This window comes from Paludibaculum fermentans (genome assembly GCF_015277775.1).
GTDB lineage: Bacteria > Acidobacteriota > Terriglobia > Bryobacterales > Bryobacteraceae > Paludibaculum > Paludibaculum fermentans.
Map to the genome: position 1 here is coordinate 2,783,896 of NZ_CP063849.1, position 15,674 is coordinate 2,799,569.

The 15,674-nt window shown below is 65.0% G+C and carries 12 protein-coding genes; 8 read left to right on the forward strand and 4 right to left on the reverse strand.

The genetic code is table 11. From position 1 onward, the window contains the following. The first annotated feature begins 73 nt into the window (after positions 1 to 73). The 8 genes from leuC to IRI77_RS10905 all read left to right on the forward strand — a co-directional run bounded on the left by leuC (position 74) and on the right by IRI77_RS10905 (position 10,866). On the forward strand, positions 74 to 1,477 hold the full coding sequence (gene leuC, locus IRI77_RS10870) for a 3-isopropylmalate dehydratase large subunit (protein WP_194452093.1): 1,404 nt from the start codon (positions 74 to 76) through the stop codon (positions 1,475 to 1,477). 12 nt (positions 1,478 to 1,489) lie between these two features. Next, positions 1,490 to 2,107, forward strand: a complete 618-nt coding sequence (leuD, locus tag IRI77_RS10875) for a 3-isopropylmalate dehydratase small subunit (RefSeq protein ID WP_194452094.1) — start codon at positions 1,490 to 1,492, stop codon at positions 2,105 to 2,107. 210 nt (positions 2,108 to 2,317) lie between these two features. Next, positions 2,318 to 3,490, forward strand: coding sequence for a GNAT family N-acetyltransferase (locus IRI77_RS10880; protein WP_194452095.1), 1,173 nt, complete (start codon positions 2,318 to 2,320; stop codon positions 3,488 to 3,490). Between the two features lie 49 nt (positions 3,491 to 3,539). Further along, positions 3,540 to 5,156, forward strand: coding sequence for a PP2C family protein-serine/threonine phosphatase (locus IRI77_RS10885; RefSeq protein WP_194452096.1), 1,617 nt, complete (start codon positions 3,540 to 3,542; stop codon positions 5,154 to 5,156). 5 nt (positions 5,157 to 5,161) lie between these two features. Continuing rightward, on the forward strand, positions 5,162 to 7,633 hold the full coding sequence (locus IRI77_RS10890) for a PP2C family protein-serine/threonine phosphatase (RefSeq protein WP_194452097.1): 2,472 nt from the start codon (positions 5,162 to 5,164) through the stop codon (positions 7,631 to 7,633). Continuing rightward, a complete protein-coding gene (locus tag IRI77_RS10895; protein ID WP_194452098.1) occupies positions 7,630 to 10,038 on the forward strand; it encodes a PP2C family protein-serine/threonine phosphatase in 2,409 nt (802 codons plus the stop codon). The genes IRI77_RS10890 and IRI77_RS10895 overlap by 4 nt, the downstream gene beginning before the upstream one ends. A 21-nt stretch (positions 10,039 to 10,059) precedes the next feature. Then, positions 10,060 to 10,428, forward strand: a complete 369-nt coding sequence (locus IRI77_RS10900; RefSeq protein WP_228486680.1) for an STAS domain-containing protein — start codon at positions 10,060 to 10,062, stop codon at positions 10,426 to 10,428. A gap of 3 nt (positions 10,429 to 10,431) precedes the next feature. Next, the gene (locus IRI77_RS10905) at positions 10,432 to 10,866 is read left to right on the forward strand and encodes an ATP-binding protein (protein ID WP_194452099.1); all 435 of its coding nucleotides are present in this window, start codon (positions 10,432 to 10,434) and stop codon (positions 10,864 to 10,866) included. Positions 10,867 to 11,233: 367 nt separating this feature from the next. Here IRI77_RS10905 and IRI77_RS10910 read toward each other — a convergent pair whose 3' ends face one another. The 4 genes from IRI77_RS10910 to meaB all read right to left on the reverse strand — a co-directional run bounded on the left by IRI77_RS10910 (position 11,234) and on the right by meaB (position 15,669). Next, positions 11,234 to 12,547 carry a 3-keto-disaccharide hydrolase gene (locus IRI77_RS10910; protein WP_194452100.1) on the reverse strand — a complete coding sequence of 438 codons (1,314 nt, stop codon included), beginning with the start codon at positions 12,545 to 12,547 and terminating at the stop codon, positions 11,234 to 11,236. A 29-nt stretch (positions 12,548 to 12,576) separates the two neighbouring features. Beyond that, positions 12,577 to 13,815 carry a glycosyltransferase family 9 protein gene (locus tag IRI77_RS10915; protein ID WP_194452101.1) on the reverse strand — a complete coding sequence of 413 codons (1,239 nt, stop codon included), beginning with the start codon at positions 13,813 to 13,815 and terminating at the stop codon, positions 12,577 to 12,579. Positions 13,816 to 13,921: 106 nt separating this feature from the next. Continuing rightward, positions 13,922 to 14,800 (reverse strand): S-methyl-5'-thioadenosine phosphorylase, encoded by an 879-nt coding sequence (gene mtnP / locus IRI77_RS10920; protein WP_194452102.1) that lies wholly within the window; start codon positions 14,798 to 14,800, stop codon positions 13,922 to 13,924. Further along, positions 14,785 to 15,669 carry a methylmalonyl Co-A mutase-associated GTPase MeaB gene (gene meaB / locus IRI77_RS10925; RefSeq protein ID WP_194452103.1) on the reverse strand — a complete coding sequence of 295 codons (885 nt, stop codon included), beginning with the start codon at positions 15,667 to 15,669 and terminating at the stop codon, positions 14,785 to 14,787. The genes mtnP and meaB overlap by 16 nt, the downstream gene beginning before the upstream one ends. Positions 15,670 to 15,674: the final 5 nt, after the last annotated feature.

Consider the following 15,674-nt stretch of genomic DNA (forward strand, 5'->3'; position numbering starts at 1 on the left):
TGCCGCTGGCGCCCCGGGCTATCCCGCAAGCCTGGCGCTCCAGCGACGGAGTGATCCCGAAAGAAATCAGTCCATGCCCCGCACAATCATCCAAAAACTCTGGGATTCCCACGTCGTCAGCGAACCAGCCGGTGCTCCGGCGCTGCTGTACATCGATCTGCACCTGGTCCACGAAGTGACCTCGCCTCAGGCGTTTCAGGGTCTGCGCGACCGGGGGCTGAAGGTTCGCCGCCCGGACAAGACGTTTGGCACGTGCGACCACTCGACCCCGACGGCCCCGCGTGACCTGCCTATCATCGATCCTATCGCCAAGGCGCAGGTGGAGCAGTTCGAGAAGAACTGCCGGGAGTTCGGCATCCCCCACTTTGGCTACCTCAGCAACCGTCAGGGCATCGTCCATGTGATTGGACCGGAATACGGTCTGACGCAGCCGGGCCAGACGGTGGTCTGCGGCGATTCGCATACGGCGACGCACGGCGCGTTCGGCGCGCTGGCGTTCGGCATCGGCACGTCGCAGGTGGAGCATGTCCTGGCGACGCAGACGCTGCTGCAGCGGAAGTCGAAGAGCTTCGCTGTGCACGTGAACGGCACACTGAGGCCGGGCGTTGCTGCGAAGGACATTATTCTTGCCCTGATCGCCAAGATTGGCGTGGGCGGCGGGACGGAATGCGTACTCGAATATACGGGTTCGACGATCCGCGCGCTGACCATGGAAGAGCGCATGACCGTCTGCAACATGTCGATTGAAGGCGGCGCGCGCGCCGGCCTGATCGCTCCGGACGATGTGACGTATCAGTTCCTGAACGGGCGTCCCTTTGCTCCGCAGGGTGCGGCGTGGGATGCGGCGGTGGCGAAGTGGCGCGAACTGCCGACCGACGAGGGCGCGACCTACGACCACGAGGTGAGCATCGACGCCGACGCGCTGGAGCCGATGATCACGTTCGGCACGAATCCGGGCATGGGCATCTCGATCAACGGCGCGGTGCCGGATCCGGCCTCGATCAGCGACGCAGTGGAACGCGAGACGTTGAAGAAGGCGCTTGTTTACATGGGCCTGGAGCCGGGCAAGCCACTGGCCGGGCGGCCGGTGGATGTGGTGTTCATTGGGTCCTGCACGAACTCGCGGATGAGCGACCTGCGGGCGGCGGCGGGGGTCCTGAAGGGGCGCAAGGTGAACCCGAAGGTACGGGTGATGGTGGTGCCGGGTTCGCAGCAGATCAAGCGGGAAGCCGAAGCCGAGGGTCTGGACAAGGTCTTCCGGGATGCCGGCGCTGAGTGGCGCGAGGCGGGCTGTTCGATGTGTATTGCCATGAACGGAGACCAGTTAACTCCGGGGCAGTATTCGGTGTCGACCTCCAATCGCAACTTCGAGGGACGCCAGGGCAAGGGCGGGCGGACGTTTCTGGCCAGCCCGTTGACGGCCGCCGCGTCGGCCATCAGCGGAACGGTGACAGATCCGCGCACGCTGGTTGGGTAAGGAGAACCGGACATGGAAAAGTTCACGGCATTTGAATCCTCGGTGGCGCTGCTGCCGACCGATAACATTGATACCGACCAGATCATCCCGGCCCGGTTCCTGAAGACGATTTCGAAGGCCGGCCTGGGCGACCAGTTGTTCTTCGACTGGCGCTACAACGCCGACGGGTCGCCGAAGGCGGACTTCCCGTTGAACCAGGAGCCGGCGAAGTCGGCCCAGGTGCTGCTGGCGGGGGATAACTTCGGCTGCGGGTCGTCGCGCGAGCATGCTCCGTGGGCGCTGACGCAGTTCGGCTTCCGGGCGGTGATCTCGACCTCGTTCGCGGACATCTTCAAGGGCAACTCCCTGAAGAACTCGCTGCTGCCGATCGCGGTGCCGCGGGACGTGCATGCGAAGCTGTTCAGCACGCTGGAATCGAACCCGCTGGCCAAGGTGAGCGTGGATCTGGCCAGCCAGACGCTCACACTGCCGGATGGCAGCACGTGTACGTTCCCGGTGGATGAGTTCTCGAAGACCTGCATGCTGGAAGGCGTCGACGAGCTCGGGTTCCTGTTGAAGCACGAGGCGGAGATCGCGGCGTATGAGCAGGCCAACCCGGCCGGGCTGAATACGCTGTCGGTCGCGCTGTAGAAAAAGGGTGGCGGCGCTGTCCGTCCGGCAGTGCCGCCACCGCCCATACGAATAGCCGGATGAGGCCCTTCGTTTCCTCCGTAAGGGCATGTACGAGACCGACCCGCCGCTGGATTGAATCCCCACCGATTTTTCCTCATTTCCCTGCCCTAAATGGCTATCGAACATCCGGTATTGCCTTCAGTTGGACCTGCCGATGAACAACATGTAATGACGGAAGTTGTAGGTCCCGTGGTGGAGATTGTCCGGTCGTGGCAGGAGATGGCCCCCTACCGCCCCTTTCTGGCGGAGCAGGGTTGGTTTCCGGAGGCGGACGCAGCGTGCCTGGAATTCGAGAGCGGGTTGATCTTCCTGGTCTGCCGGCAGGGTGAGGCGATTCGCGGGGTCCTGGCGGCCAGGGTGGACGAGACCGAGATGGAATGGCGCCTCGCGACGAAGGTGGCCGGGCGCAGCCGGGTCAGGCAGTTGGACGTTGACTATGGACGCACGTGGGGTGAATTCGACGACGAGGCGGCCGGGGCGCTGATCACCGCGATTCGGAAAATGCTGAGCGAGGGTGCGGCGGATGTGGCGCGATTCGGTTATATTCCCGAAGGCGGTGCCCTGGACCGCCAGTTGCGCGCGTCGTCGTTCCTGTTCCGCGACCATTTCCCACTGAAGAACCGGCGCTGGCGGCGGACGCTGCCGCCCAAGTACGAAGACCTGTTGCGCGAACACTCGAAGAATACACGGCGAAAGGTGAAGTTCATCCAGAACCGGCTGCAACGGGCGGGCGCGGTGGAGTATCGCTGCTACACCAAACCGGAGGACCTGGAACTGGCGCTGACGGACGTGCGGCAGATCGACCAGGCGAGCTACCAGAGCAAGATCGGCGCGGGCTTCGATCCGGGCGAACTGGCGATGAAGAAGATGCGCTGGCTGTGCGGCCACGGCATGTCGCGGATCTACCTGCTCTATCTGGATGGCCGTCCGGTGGCGTTCTACCAGGGTTTTCTGTACAAGGACACCTATTGGGGCTCGCACACTGGCTTCGACGATGAGTTCCGCCACCTGAGCGCGGGTACGGCGGTGTTCCACCATGTCCTGGAGGATCTGTGCCGCCAGGGCGGGGTGAAGATGATCGAGTTTGGCCTGGGCGACAGCGGATACAAAGAGGTCTACGCGTCGGAGCATGCGATGCACGTGGAGGCGCTGTTGTTCCGGCGGTCGTGGCGGGGCGTGCAGTTGATGGTGCTGAGATTGCTGACTGGCGCGGTGCGGACGATCGCGTACGCGCTGCTGGAGCGGACGGGTCTGCTGAAGTGGCTGAAGACCCGCTGGCGGCGCCGGGTGATGACTGAGGAGAGTGGCGCCGGGGAAGACGCGGCGGCCACCACACACTAGTCACAAGTATTAGGACAACCGAGGCGGCAGCGCGCTATCCTCTCTTCTAATGGACGCGCGCCTGACGGACACTCGACTCGACGCAACGAGGCTGGAGAGCCTGCTCGAATCCGCCAAACTGCTGAGTTCTTCACTAAAACTGGAAGATCAACTGCGGCATTTGCTGCGGACCGTCATGGGCCGGCTGCTGATCATGCGGGCGGCGGTGGCGCTGAAGGAAGGCGATGAGTTGAAGATCGCGCTTTCGCGCGGTGTGTCCGGGTTGCCAGCCGGTGCGGTATTTGATGCCACACAAGCGTTGACGCTGGGGCTCGACTCGATCCATACCATCGGCGACGAGGCCGGACCGCTGGGCATACTGGCGCTAGGGAAGCCGGCTCGCGGCGCGCTGGAACCGGGCGAAGTGGACTTCCTGGAGGCGCTGCTTTCGCTGGCGGCGGCTTCGATCGCGAATGCGCGGGCGCACTCCGATGTGATCAAGAGCAACCGTGCGCTGGACCAGAAGATTCAGGAGCTGCGCGCGCTGCTAGACCTGGTGCGCGGCCTGGCGGCAACCATCGACGCCGACGAAGTGGCGCAGATGCTGATGCTGACGCTGAGCGGCCGATGGGCCGTCCGCAAGCATGGCATGCTGACGTGGAAAGAGAACCAGCCGCCGATCGCCCGGGCCAAGGGGATCGAAGTACAGGAACTGGAGACCTGGCGCGGATTGCTGGACGAGTCCGGCAATACGGTGGAGGCGAACGGTTTCCTGCTGTTCCCGCTGCGCTCGGGCGAGACCATCTGCGGGATGGTGGCGCTGGGGCCGAGGCCCGCGAACCTGGCGTATAGCCCCTCGGACCTGGATTTTTGCACGGGTTTGATTGCACAGGCGTCCGTGGCGCTGGACAATGCCTGGCACTTCAGGGACACCCTATACCGGCAGCAACTGGAGAAGGAGTTGACGCTGGCCGCGTCGATTCAGCAGGATCTGTTCCCCAAGAGCCTGCCGGACCTGCGCCAATCGGACATCTGGGCGCGGAACCGCCAGGCGCGCCAGGTGGGCGGCGACTACTACGACGTGCTGCCGATTGGGCCCAGCGGCCGGGACAATCCGCATCTGCTGTGCGTGGCCGACATCTCGGGCAAGGGAATTTCGGCTTCGCTGCTGATGGCGAACATCCAGGCGACTTTGCGCGCGCTGTTGTCGTCGCATCCGGCCTTGATCGACCTGGCGGCGCGGACCAACGACCTGCTCTACGCGTCGACTCCAGGCAATAAGTACAGCACGGCGATCTTCGTGCGGTACGACCCGGTGAGCGGCAAGTGCGAGTACGTCAACGGCGGCCACTCCGATGGAATCCTGCTGCGGGCCAGTGGGGAGGTGGAGATGCTGACCACCACGGGGCTGCCGATCGGGCTGTTCCCCAAGCGGGAATACGAAGTCGTCGAATTCGATATACACCCGGGTGACGTGCTGATGCTGTACTCCGACGGTGTCACCGATGCGTGCACGGTGGACGACCTCGAGTTTGGAGTGGAGCGGGCGGTGGAGTGTGTACGGCGGACCGTACACCTGCCGGCGAGCGAGATTCTGGATCATGTCTTCCAGTCGATTGACGAGTTCGCGGCCGGCGCTCCGCAGTTTGACGATATTACGGTAATGGTGTTGAAGAGGACCGACTGAACTCGATGCCAATTTCCGATGCTCTGCTGAAGCCGTTTGTGGAGCCAGGGAGTTCAGCGGCCCGGCGCCGCTGGACGCTGTTCTTCGTGCTGGCCGCGCCGTTGGCGCTGGCCGGAGGATTCTGGATCCAAAAGGCGGTGCGGCGCGGCAGCGACCTCAAAATCACGATTGACCGGCAGAAGGCGCTGGAAGTGACGCGCACGATTGCGCGGGACTCCGGCATCGACGTGCGGGGTTGGCGGGAGTATGTCAATTTCAACAAACGGCCGTACGCGGAGACGTACTTCGAACGGCTGAAGACCCCGGACAGTTCCCGGACGCGCATGTTCGTGCCCGTGGCCACGGTGTCCACCCTGCTAATGCGGCCCGACGAAAAGGGCTGGGTGCAGGCGGAGATGGGTCCCAGCGGCTTCGTGACGGCGTTCCGGCTGGGCGGGGCCGTGTTCCCGGCCGGCGCCGGCGACACGTCGGATGCGGAAGCCAAAGCCGTGGCGGAGCAAGCGCTGAGGGACTGGCTGGGGGACATGGCCCTGGCGCGGTTTGGCGAGCCTGAGGCTTCGACTGCGGAAAGCGCGGGGGCGGGCAGCGCGCGGCGGTTCATCTGGCGCATCCAACCGAGGCGGACTCCGGAGATCGAACTGGCCTTCACGTTCGATGTGGTGGGCAAGCGGATCAGCCTGCGCGAAGTGCGGCCGAATTTCGCGGATTCGTTTATCGACCGGGAGATCACGCCCGGCGCCGCGACGGAGCAGTTGGGTGGCACGTTGCGGGTGGTGCTGCTGGTATTCCTGACGCTGTATGCGGGCTACCGTTATACGCGGCGGACGATGGAGAAAGAGGCTCCGCACCTGCGCATGTTGATGCTGGCGTCCACGATGCTGGCGTTCGGGCTGGTGATCCTGGTGGTGGATCCCTTCTTCAGCGTGCCGGATTTGCGGCCGGACCAATTGCGCGGACCCGCGTACTTCATCCAGTTGTTCGCCATCGGGCTGGTTTTCGCGTTGCAGGGCCTGCTGTTGGGAATTGCGTATGGATCGGGCGAAGGCGAGGTGCGGGAGTCGTGGCCGGGGAAGCTGACCTCCCTGGACACGCTGCTGTGCGGCAAGCTGTTCTCTGCCAACGTCGGAGCGTCGGTGCTGTCGGGTGCGATCGCGGCGGCATGGCTCTTCCTGATCCTGGAAACGGGTTATGCGCTGTTTGGGATGCGGGCGCCGCGCACCCCGTTTGGTCCGATCGCCTTCACCTTTGGCCGGATGCCGCTGCTGATCCTGCTGGTGAATCTCCCGTTCGTGGCGCTGTTCAATTCCGTGGCCAACCTGCTGGTGCCGCTGACGTTCCTGCGGAGGCACGTGAAATCGCGGCGGTTGCAGTATGTCCTGCTGGGGGCAACCGCGCTGGCGCTGGGCAATCTCGGCGATTCGGTGGTGATGACTTCGCCGATCTATTGGTTTGGCACGGCCGTGCTGGCGGTGGCGGTGCTGGTGCCGTTTTTCGCGATGGACTATCTGGCCTCAGTGGCTTCGCTGACGGCCTATATGTTCCTGATCTCGATTGTGGAGCTGGCCCGGATCCTGCCTTACTGGCGGGGCGGCCTGCTGTTGACGGGCGCGGTGGCGGCGGGGACGCTGCTGCCGTTTGCGATCGCGGCGTGGCGCGGGCGGCGGTATGAGGAAGAGGAAGTCCAGCCGAAGCATGCGCGCAACCTGGCGGAACGGCTCTCGTTGCGAGCGGAGTTGAATGCCGCCCGCGAAGCTCAGTTGCGGCTGCTGCCGGAGCATCCTCCGCAGATCCCGGGCTTGACGATTGCGGCGTCGTGTACGCCAGCCCACGAGGTGGGCGGGGATTTCTACGACTTCTTCCCCATCTCCGGCGGGCGGCTGGGCGTGGTGGTGGCCGAAGGCGGAAATGACGGGCTGGCGTCGGCGCTGACGATTGCGCTGGCGAAGGGCTTTCTGATGTATGAGAGCTCGGCCGGCGCCACGGTGGAGGAGACCCTGGCTCGGCTGGAGCAGGCGTTGGGCAGTTACCTCGAGAGGCCTTCGGGCCGGACCTGCCTGGCCCTGTTCATGCTGAATCCAGCGGACGGCACTGTCAAGATGGCTCGTGTGGGGCCGTATCCGCGCATGTTGATCCTGTCGCAGGACGGCGCGGTGGCGGAACTGGCGCCCAAGCCGCACCAGGCGGGGCAGGCGGTGGAGTCAGCGCATCTGGAAGTGATGCCGGGCGACGCGCTGTTCATCTACACGGACGGGCTGTCGCGGCTGCTCGAGGCGCGGCACGCGGGCTCCCCGCAGGAGCTGCTGCGCAAGGCGGCGTCGTTCCGCCATATCGAGACGGCCGGGCAGTTGCATGACGCCGTGCTGGAGGCGGTGATGCAGGGCAGCGAGCATCCCAGGGAAGAATTGACCGATGACCTCACGGCGGTGGTGCTGCGCTACGACTCCGTGGCCGAGGGCGAGATGGAGGAAGTGGCGTGAAGCCGGGTACGATTGCCATTCCGGTGCTGGGTGCGATGGGCATAGCCGTGCTGGCCGGCCTGTTTCCGGCTCACGACAGCTCGACACGCAGGTGGCAGCCGAAGCTGACGCGCGCGCAGGCGATTAGCGCGGCGCAGAAACTGGCCCAGGAGTACGGCACTAACACTTCCGGCTGGTCGACCTATGTGTCGACGCGGATCGACCGGCAGAATGCGCAGGTGCGCGAGGCATTTGACGGGAAGGCGATCACAGAGGCGTTCAATCCGTTGCAGATCCGGGTGCTGGCGACCTCGCCGAAGGACTCGGAAGCGGTGCTGGTGACCTTGGCTCCGGATGGGCGGCCGATGGGCTACCTGGACCGGCATCCTAAAGCGCAGACCGCGAAGCAGGATCACGTTCCCGGCCTGGCTGAGCGCGAGTTGCAGCGGTACGCGGGCGGCTTTGCCGGCCGGTTTGAACGGACCGCGAGCGGGGTGCGCAGCCAGGAGGGGTGGCGATCGGCATTCGAGTGGGCTGACGCGGATTCGGCGGGCATGGTGGCTCATATCGAGGTCGTGACAAGCGGTCCGCGGGTGGTGCGGGTGGATTACCGGCTGGATGTCTCAGCCCGGCTGCTGGCCCCGATCCGGGAGACCAATTCGCGGATGCAAGGCATCAAGGGCGGAGTGCGGATCGTCCTGCTCTCGGCGCTGACGCTGCTGGCCACATATCTCGTGTTCGCACGTCTCACGAAGCGAAAGGACCACACCGCCTTCGGCTACCGCGCCATTGGGATTGCGGCCGTGCCGATTGTGCTGGCGGTGGTGGGCGGGGCCGCGAGCTCCGACGGCGCGTTCCGGTCGTTCGACAACGGCGGCCTGGGCGACGCGAGCGTCGTGTTGTCGCTGGCCATCAACGCGTTTCTGGCCTTGACGGTGTTTGTCCTGGTGGCCGCCGGGTATTCCATTCTGCCCGCGCGGGAGAGGCCGCAGTGGATCGGTCTGCGGCTGGTGACGCTGGGCCGATTGGGCGACCGGCAGTTTGGACGGGAAGTGGCGTTAGGGTTGTGGGCCGGCGCGGGCCTGGCTTGCCTGCCCTACCTGATCGCCGCGCTGCCTTTCTGGAGTAAAGCGGTGGTGGAGATCTTCGACCCGGGCTTTCTCTATTCGCCGGCCCCGGGGTTTGAGCCGTTCGAGGGCCTAATCCTGTCGTGGGAGACGTACGGTTTCTTTGTCCTCGCCCTGCCCTGGGCTATCTTCAAGATCCGCCGGCCGGGATTGCGGTGGGCCCTGATGGGCACGGTGGGCGTGGTGTTTGTGGCTGTGTACCGGGATCCATTTCCAGCGCTGTTCTGGCCGAATGTCGTCTATGGCGCGGCGCTGCTGGGCGGGTTGGCGTTGCTGTACCGGGCGACGGGCATGCTGGCGGTGTGGGTGGCGCCCGTGGGGCTCTGGGGCGCGACCTTTGCGGCGACGTTCCTGGCGTTTGGGCAGGGGGCGGGTTGGCGCGTGGTTGCGGTGCAGGGCTTGGCTCTGGGGGCCGCGGTCTGCGTCTGGATCTTCGGCCGGGCGACGGACGAGGAAGCGGTGCAGACGCTGATGGAGCCCGGTGAGTTGGGACTCTCGCGTTCAGACCGCGACCGGCTGCAAGCGGAGTTCAGCGTGGCGCGCCGTGCGCAGCAGGGCATGCTGCCGTCGAGCGCACCGGAGATCCCCGGATACAGCATTCAAGGCGTCTGCGAACCGGCGCGCGAAGTGGGCGGCGACCTGTTCGACTACCTGCCGTTCCCGAACGGGCAATGGGGCTTCTGCGTGGCGGATGTGTCGGGCAAGGGCGTGCCGGCGGCGCTCTACATGACGTTGACGAAGGGCATGCTGGCCTCGGCCCAGACCCGGTTTCCGGATCTGCCGGTGATTGCGTCGCGGCTGAACCGCTTTGTGGTGGAGACGGGCAAGAAGAAGACGTTCATCACCATGTCGCTGGGCGTGCTGGATGCGGAGCAGCGAGTGTTCCGGCATGTGCGGGCGGGCCACAATCCGCCGGTGCTGTACCGGTCGGCGACGAAGAGCTGTGAGTTCCTGCAGCCGAAGGGCGTGGGCCTGGGCATCACCGGGAGCCTGATCTTTGAGCGAAACCTGGAAGTGCAGGATGTGTCACTGGAGCCGGGCGATACGATTGTGCTGTATTCCGACGGACTGACGGAATGCATGAATTCGAAGCAGGAGCAGTTTGGCGAAGAGCGGCTGGTTGCCGTGGTGCAGCAGTCGGCGCATTTGAATGCGCTGGGGATTGAGGCGGCCATCATCGAGGCGGCGCGGGTGTTTCGCGGAGAGGCCGACCCGCACGACGATTTGACCGTTGTGGTGCTGCGCGCTGAAAATGGACCAGTTACCCGACGGAGCCAGACGCAGGATCCATTACGATAGGCGGAGGGAGATAAGGAATTCGTGGCCACCAACTTTCAGATTGAACGCGGCAACCAGGGCGCGGTGCGTGTGTTGGCGCTGGATGGGTACCTGGATGCGCATACGGCACCGCATTTCGAGAATGCAATTCAGGAAGAGATGCAGGGGGGCAACCTGAACATGGTTGCCGATTGCGGGCGCCTGACGTATATCTCCTCAGCGGGGCTGGGCGTCTTCATGAGTTTCATCGAGGAGATTCGAGACGCAGGCGGAGACATCAAGCTGGCCGCGATTTCGCCGAAGGTGTATCAGGTTTTCGAGGTGCTGGGGTTCCCTGCCCTGTTCGACATTCTGGATACCGTGGAGGCTGCCGCGGCAAAATTCGCCGAGGGTGGCCGGAAGGAGTTCTGACCCATGCCGTCGTTCGAAAAGACCTTCTCCCTGAAAGTGCCTTCGTCCACGGAAAACCTGGCGATGATCCGGGACTTCGTGTCCAATATCGGAGTGCAGGTGGGCTTTAACGAAGGGGAGGTGGCGCGTCTGGCGCTCGCCGTCGACGAGGCCTGCGCGAATGTCATTGAGCACGCTTACGGGCTGGAGGCGACGCACGACGTGACGATCCGCGCGGTGGTGGACGACGACACACTGCGATTCGAGATCATCGACACGGGTCGCGGGTTCGATCCCGGGCAGATGCAGCCGCAGGAGGTGGAGGAGCTGATCCGGCAGAGGAAGTCGGGCGGGCTCGGCCTGCGGCTGATTCGGACGATCATGGACGACGTGCAGTACCGGATTGTGCCTGGGGAAAAGAACGAGCTGCGGATGGTGAAGAAGCTCAAGAAGCACTAAGCGGGCAGCGCCTGAGGGTCTAGAATTGATTCGGGGCGGCCCGAAGGACCGCCCCCGACGCCTAGTAACTGCGGAGGAGAGTCAGACACCGGGCGCCAACTCGCAAGAAGCGATAGGTGGGATCCACGCGCGGACCTGTTGCGCGGAAGCTCCTCCTCCAGAGCTTGGGAAAATGCTACTCCAAAATCCGACGATTATCAAGGGTTTTGCGAAGTGTATTTCGAGCCGGGAGCAGCGGATTGCCCGCGGTATTGGCGTAGACGAAGCAGGCAGGGCGATTCGCCCTCGAGCGTAACCGACTGTTCAGCAGAAAGATAGGGCGTGATGTCCTTCGGCCGGAGAGTTGGCCGAAGGACATACAAAAGAGTCATTTTCCACTGAGCCGGGGCATGGGCGCGATACATAGGCTGCGGAAATCGAGATTTGTGGTGGGGTCGTGCGCCTGCAGGGAGATGCTGCCGCGCAGCAGGCGCGCCTGGCCCTCACGGACATTCAAGCCCTCGGGGCCGGGATCACGATAACTGGTGACCGGCATTCCGTCGATCCAGACAGAGAGGCGCCGGCCGGAGGCGCTGATGGTCATCGTGAACCACTGATTGTCCTTGGCAACGATGCGGCGCGCGGGCTGGCGGTGGTAGAGGCCGCCGGTGCCGAAGTCCACCGGTTTGGAAGGATCTCCGCCGGAGAACTCATTGCGGAGCTGGACCTCGTAGCCGGACCAGAAGATGTCGCGATCGCCGCGGAAAAAGATGCCGCTATTGGGGTGGCGGGCCGGGTCTGTGCTGTTGGCGCGGATGTCGGCCTGGAAGATGAAATCGTCGAAGGCGTACTGCGACTCGAGCTGGCCGGGTCCTTTTTCGACATGGATCATGCCATCGCGGACGCTCCATTCGGCGGGCTGCGGCGGGACCGGAGAGCGCTCGACGCGCCGCCAGCCATCCAGGCTCTTGCCGTTGAACATACAGGCCATATCGAGCGGGCGGAGTTGGATGGCCCGGTATTCGATGGCGCCTCCGGAGAGGGCCAGGGCGCCGGCCAGGGGGCTGAAGCGGCGGGTGCGCAGCAATTGCCGGCCGTCGAGCAGGACTACGTATTCGCTGCCGCGGGCCAGGATGTCGTAGGCGTGCCACTCGCCGGGTTTCGCGTTGGACTTTGCCGGATCGACCAGGAAACCAGACTCGGTGGGATCGCCGTCGGGCTTCGCGCGTAGGGCCACGACAGCGGAAGCGGCGCCCGTGGTGCGGAACTGTAGCCGCAGGCGGAAATCGGTAAAAGGCTGGTGGGTCAATAGCCAACCGGAGGGCGCGGCGGCAATGGCGCCATCGCGGACGGTCCAGGCGGACCCAGGAGCGGAACTCCAACCGAAGAGGGACGTGCCATCGAAGAGGTTGATCCAACCGTCTGTGACCTGTTGGGGTGTCAGTTCGATGGCGGACAGGACGAAGGGCTTCGCAGGAGCCGCTTTGGGCCCAGGCGGCTTGACGGCAGCGGATTTGGCGGCTGGTTTGGCTGCGGGTGCGCCGTTCGTGGCTGGCCCCTTGGCGGCGGCTTTGGCGGCTGGCTGGGCGGGTGTTTCCTTAGAGGGAGCCCCCACCTTTTTGGCGGGCGGCGGCACCTGGGGTGGTGAGCAACTGGCCGCAGCCAGGCAGGCGATGAGGAGGACAAGGCAAGTCTGGCGCATGGCTTAGCCGGGGCTCCGGCTTACCAAGTTTACAGCGGGAGAGCGGCACGGACGGCAGCCAAAAGGTCCTGGGGGTTCTGGTACGCGGCCTGGATGACGGTGCTGGGACCGGGGCTGTCCGGCCGCCAGCGGGCGAACATGCGTTCGCTGGCGTAGCCGGCAAAGACGGTGATGAGCGGGATGCCGAGGGCGGCGGCGACGTGCTGCCCGGCGGAGTCGTAACCGGCGTAGAGTTCACTGGCGGCGATCATGGCGGCGAAGGAGGCGAAGGAGCCTTCGTGCAGGCCGATGCGGTCGGCCGAGAGTCCGGTGCTCTCGATGGCGCGGCGGACGCGCTCCTCTTCTTCACTGCCGGGCGCTCCGGCGTCGACCATGACCAGGCCGGGCCGGGATGCCAGGAGCGTGAGGAGTTCCGACTCGAAGGGGTCCTCGACGCGCTTGGCCGGGTTCTCACCGACCCCCAGGCTGACGGTGGTGACGGACTGGGCTCCGAAGTCGTACTGAAACTTGGGATGGAGCCAGGGTTGGGCGTCCTCCACCCCCAGTGTTTCGCGGACCCATTGACGGGTGAGCTGCGGAAGTGAGGCGAGGGAGTCGGCCCCGTAGGAGCGGCTTTCGAAGAGGTGGTGCCGTTCGGGCGGGCAGACCGGGAGCAGGCCGAGTTGAGTGAGACGGGAGTCGGGATCGAGGATCAGGCTGTTGGGCTGGTCGAGCGCCTTCCTGAGGTCGTGGAAGACGGCCAGGCGGTCGGACAGCAGGCCGCGGCGGCCGTAGGCGACGGGCAGGTGGTGGAGGTAAGGCGAACTCTCGAAGAGTTCCCACGCCTTTTTGGGTCCCGCGAACCAGATGCGGGCCTTGGGAAAGCGCTGGCGAGCGGCATCGAGCAGGATACTGGTGACGGCAATGTCGGCGCCCAGGGTGACACGGGAGAGGACGAAGACGTTCTCGGGGTCGAACGTCACGGGCCTGACGGTGCGGACCTGGCGGTAGCGGGCCTGGAGGCCGGAGGCGCGGAGCTCCGGCAGGGCGCGCTCGATCACGGTGGAGAAGAGAGCGGCGTAGACGTCGCAGAGGGCGGGCTCGAAGAGATCGGCCAGGCGTTCCACGAGGATCGAGAACAGGGCCCGCGTGGCCGGTGCGGCCAGGCGTTCGTCCTCGTCGAGCGCATCGTCTGTGAGCGCCTGCAGGACGTCCTGCGGCCACTGGGAGCCGCGCAGACAGTGGTTCAGGAGTTCAACGGCCAGTTCGGCAGGAGCAATGCTTTCCAAATTCAGTCCACCGTCTTTGTAGCGCCGGACGCGTGCCGGCAATCCATCGTGTACGAAGCAGCAGCGGCGGGGCGGGCCACACCGGATTCCGCCCCGCCAGAGGGCATCAAGCCTGGAAGTACTTGCCGACGAGCAGCTCGAGCTTCTGGCAGGTCGCCGGCGGGACGGTCGATTTGTCGGTGAGGATGGCGTACTCCAGCGCGCGGCCGCAGCCGCAGATCCGCGGACCGCCGGAGAGAAGCCCGACGGCGGCCTTCACCACTTTGGCGGCGTTCTCCGCGTTGTGGGTGAGGTTGCGGATGATGTCGGCCACGGTGACGGCATCGTGATCGGGATGCCAGCAGTCGTAGTCGGTGACCATGGCGATGGTGGAGTAGCAGAGCTCGGCTTCACGGGCGAGCTTGGCTTCCTGGAGGTTCGTCATGCCGATGACGTCCATGCCCCAGCTGCGGTAGAGATTGGACTCAGCCTTGGTCGAGAACGCGGGTCCTTCCATGCAGATGTAGGTGCCGCCGAGCTTGGCCGCGACTCCGGCATGCTGGCAGGCCTGATTCAGCGTGGCTGCCAGATGGTGGCAGACGGGATCGGCGAAGCTGACGTGGGCGACCAGGCCTTCACCGAAGAAGGTGGAGATGCGGCCGCGGGTGCGATCGACGAACTGGTCGGGGATGACGAAGTCGAGCGGCTTGTGCTCTTCCTTCAGGCTGCCGACGGCGCTGAGCGAGATGATGGTCTCGATGCCCAGCTTCTTGAATCCGTAGATGTTGGCTCGGAAGTTCAGCTCGGACGGGCTGATGCGGTGGCCGCGGCCGTGGCGGGCCAGGAAGGCGACCGGTTTGCCTTCGAGCTCACCGACGACATAAGGGTCGGACGGGTCGCCAAACGGGGTATCTACCTTCACCTCGCGCTGGTTGGTGAAGCCGGGCATGTGGTAGAGGCCGCTGCCTCCGATGATGCCGATCTTGGGATTCAGACTTTCAGCCATTCTTCGATGATCGTATATGGATCGCACTCTCTGCCAGCCACCCGGCGGACGGCCTGTGCTACGAGTTCGGGATCGAGGCGGGCGACAACACGTTCGGCGAACATCTGGCGCAGGCGGTAGTCCCAATGGGCCTGGGCGCGGAGGGGCGGCAGAGTGGCGCGGATCGACTCCAGCGCCTGGCAGAGTTCCGGCAGTCCTTCGCCAGAGGTGGCTACGGTCTTCACCAGCGGGCGCGGCCATTCGTGCATGTCCTGCTCCAGGCGGGCGGCGCCGGGCTGGTCGGCTTTGTTCAGCACGAAGACATCGGCGATCTCGAGGATGCCGGCCTTGATGGCCTGGACGTCGTCACCCATGCCGGGCGCCAGAACGACGGCTGTGGCTTGGGCAAGACGAGCGACGTCGACCTCATCTTGCCCGACGCCTACGGTTTCGATGAGGATCCAATCGAAGCCGGCAGCATCGAGGAGAAGGGCGAGGTCGTGGGTGGTAGGTGCGAGGCCGCCCAGGGCTCCGCGGGTCGCCATGGAGCGAATGAAGACGCCGGGGTCCTCGTGATGGGCCGCCATGCGGATGCGGTCGCCGAGGATGGCGCCGCCGGAGAAGGGGCTGGAGGGGTCGACAGCGATCACCGCGACGCGTTGCCGGCGGCTGCGCAGCTCCGCAATCAGGGCTGAGGTGAGAGTGCTCTTCCCTGCTCCGGGTGAGCCGGTGATTCCTAAAGTGAACGCGCGGCCGCTATGCGGGAAGACCCCCTTGAGGATGGCGGCAGACTCGGGCACACGGTTCTCGACGAGGGTGCAGGCACGGGCCAGGGCCCGGATGTCGCCTTTCAGGATGCGTTCAGAGAGAGGGGTCTGCGGACCGGCCACCAGTC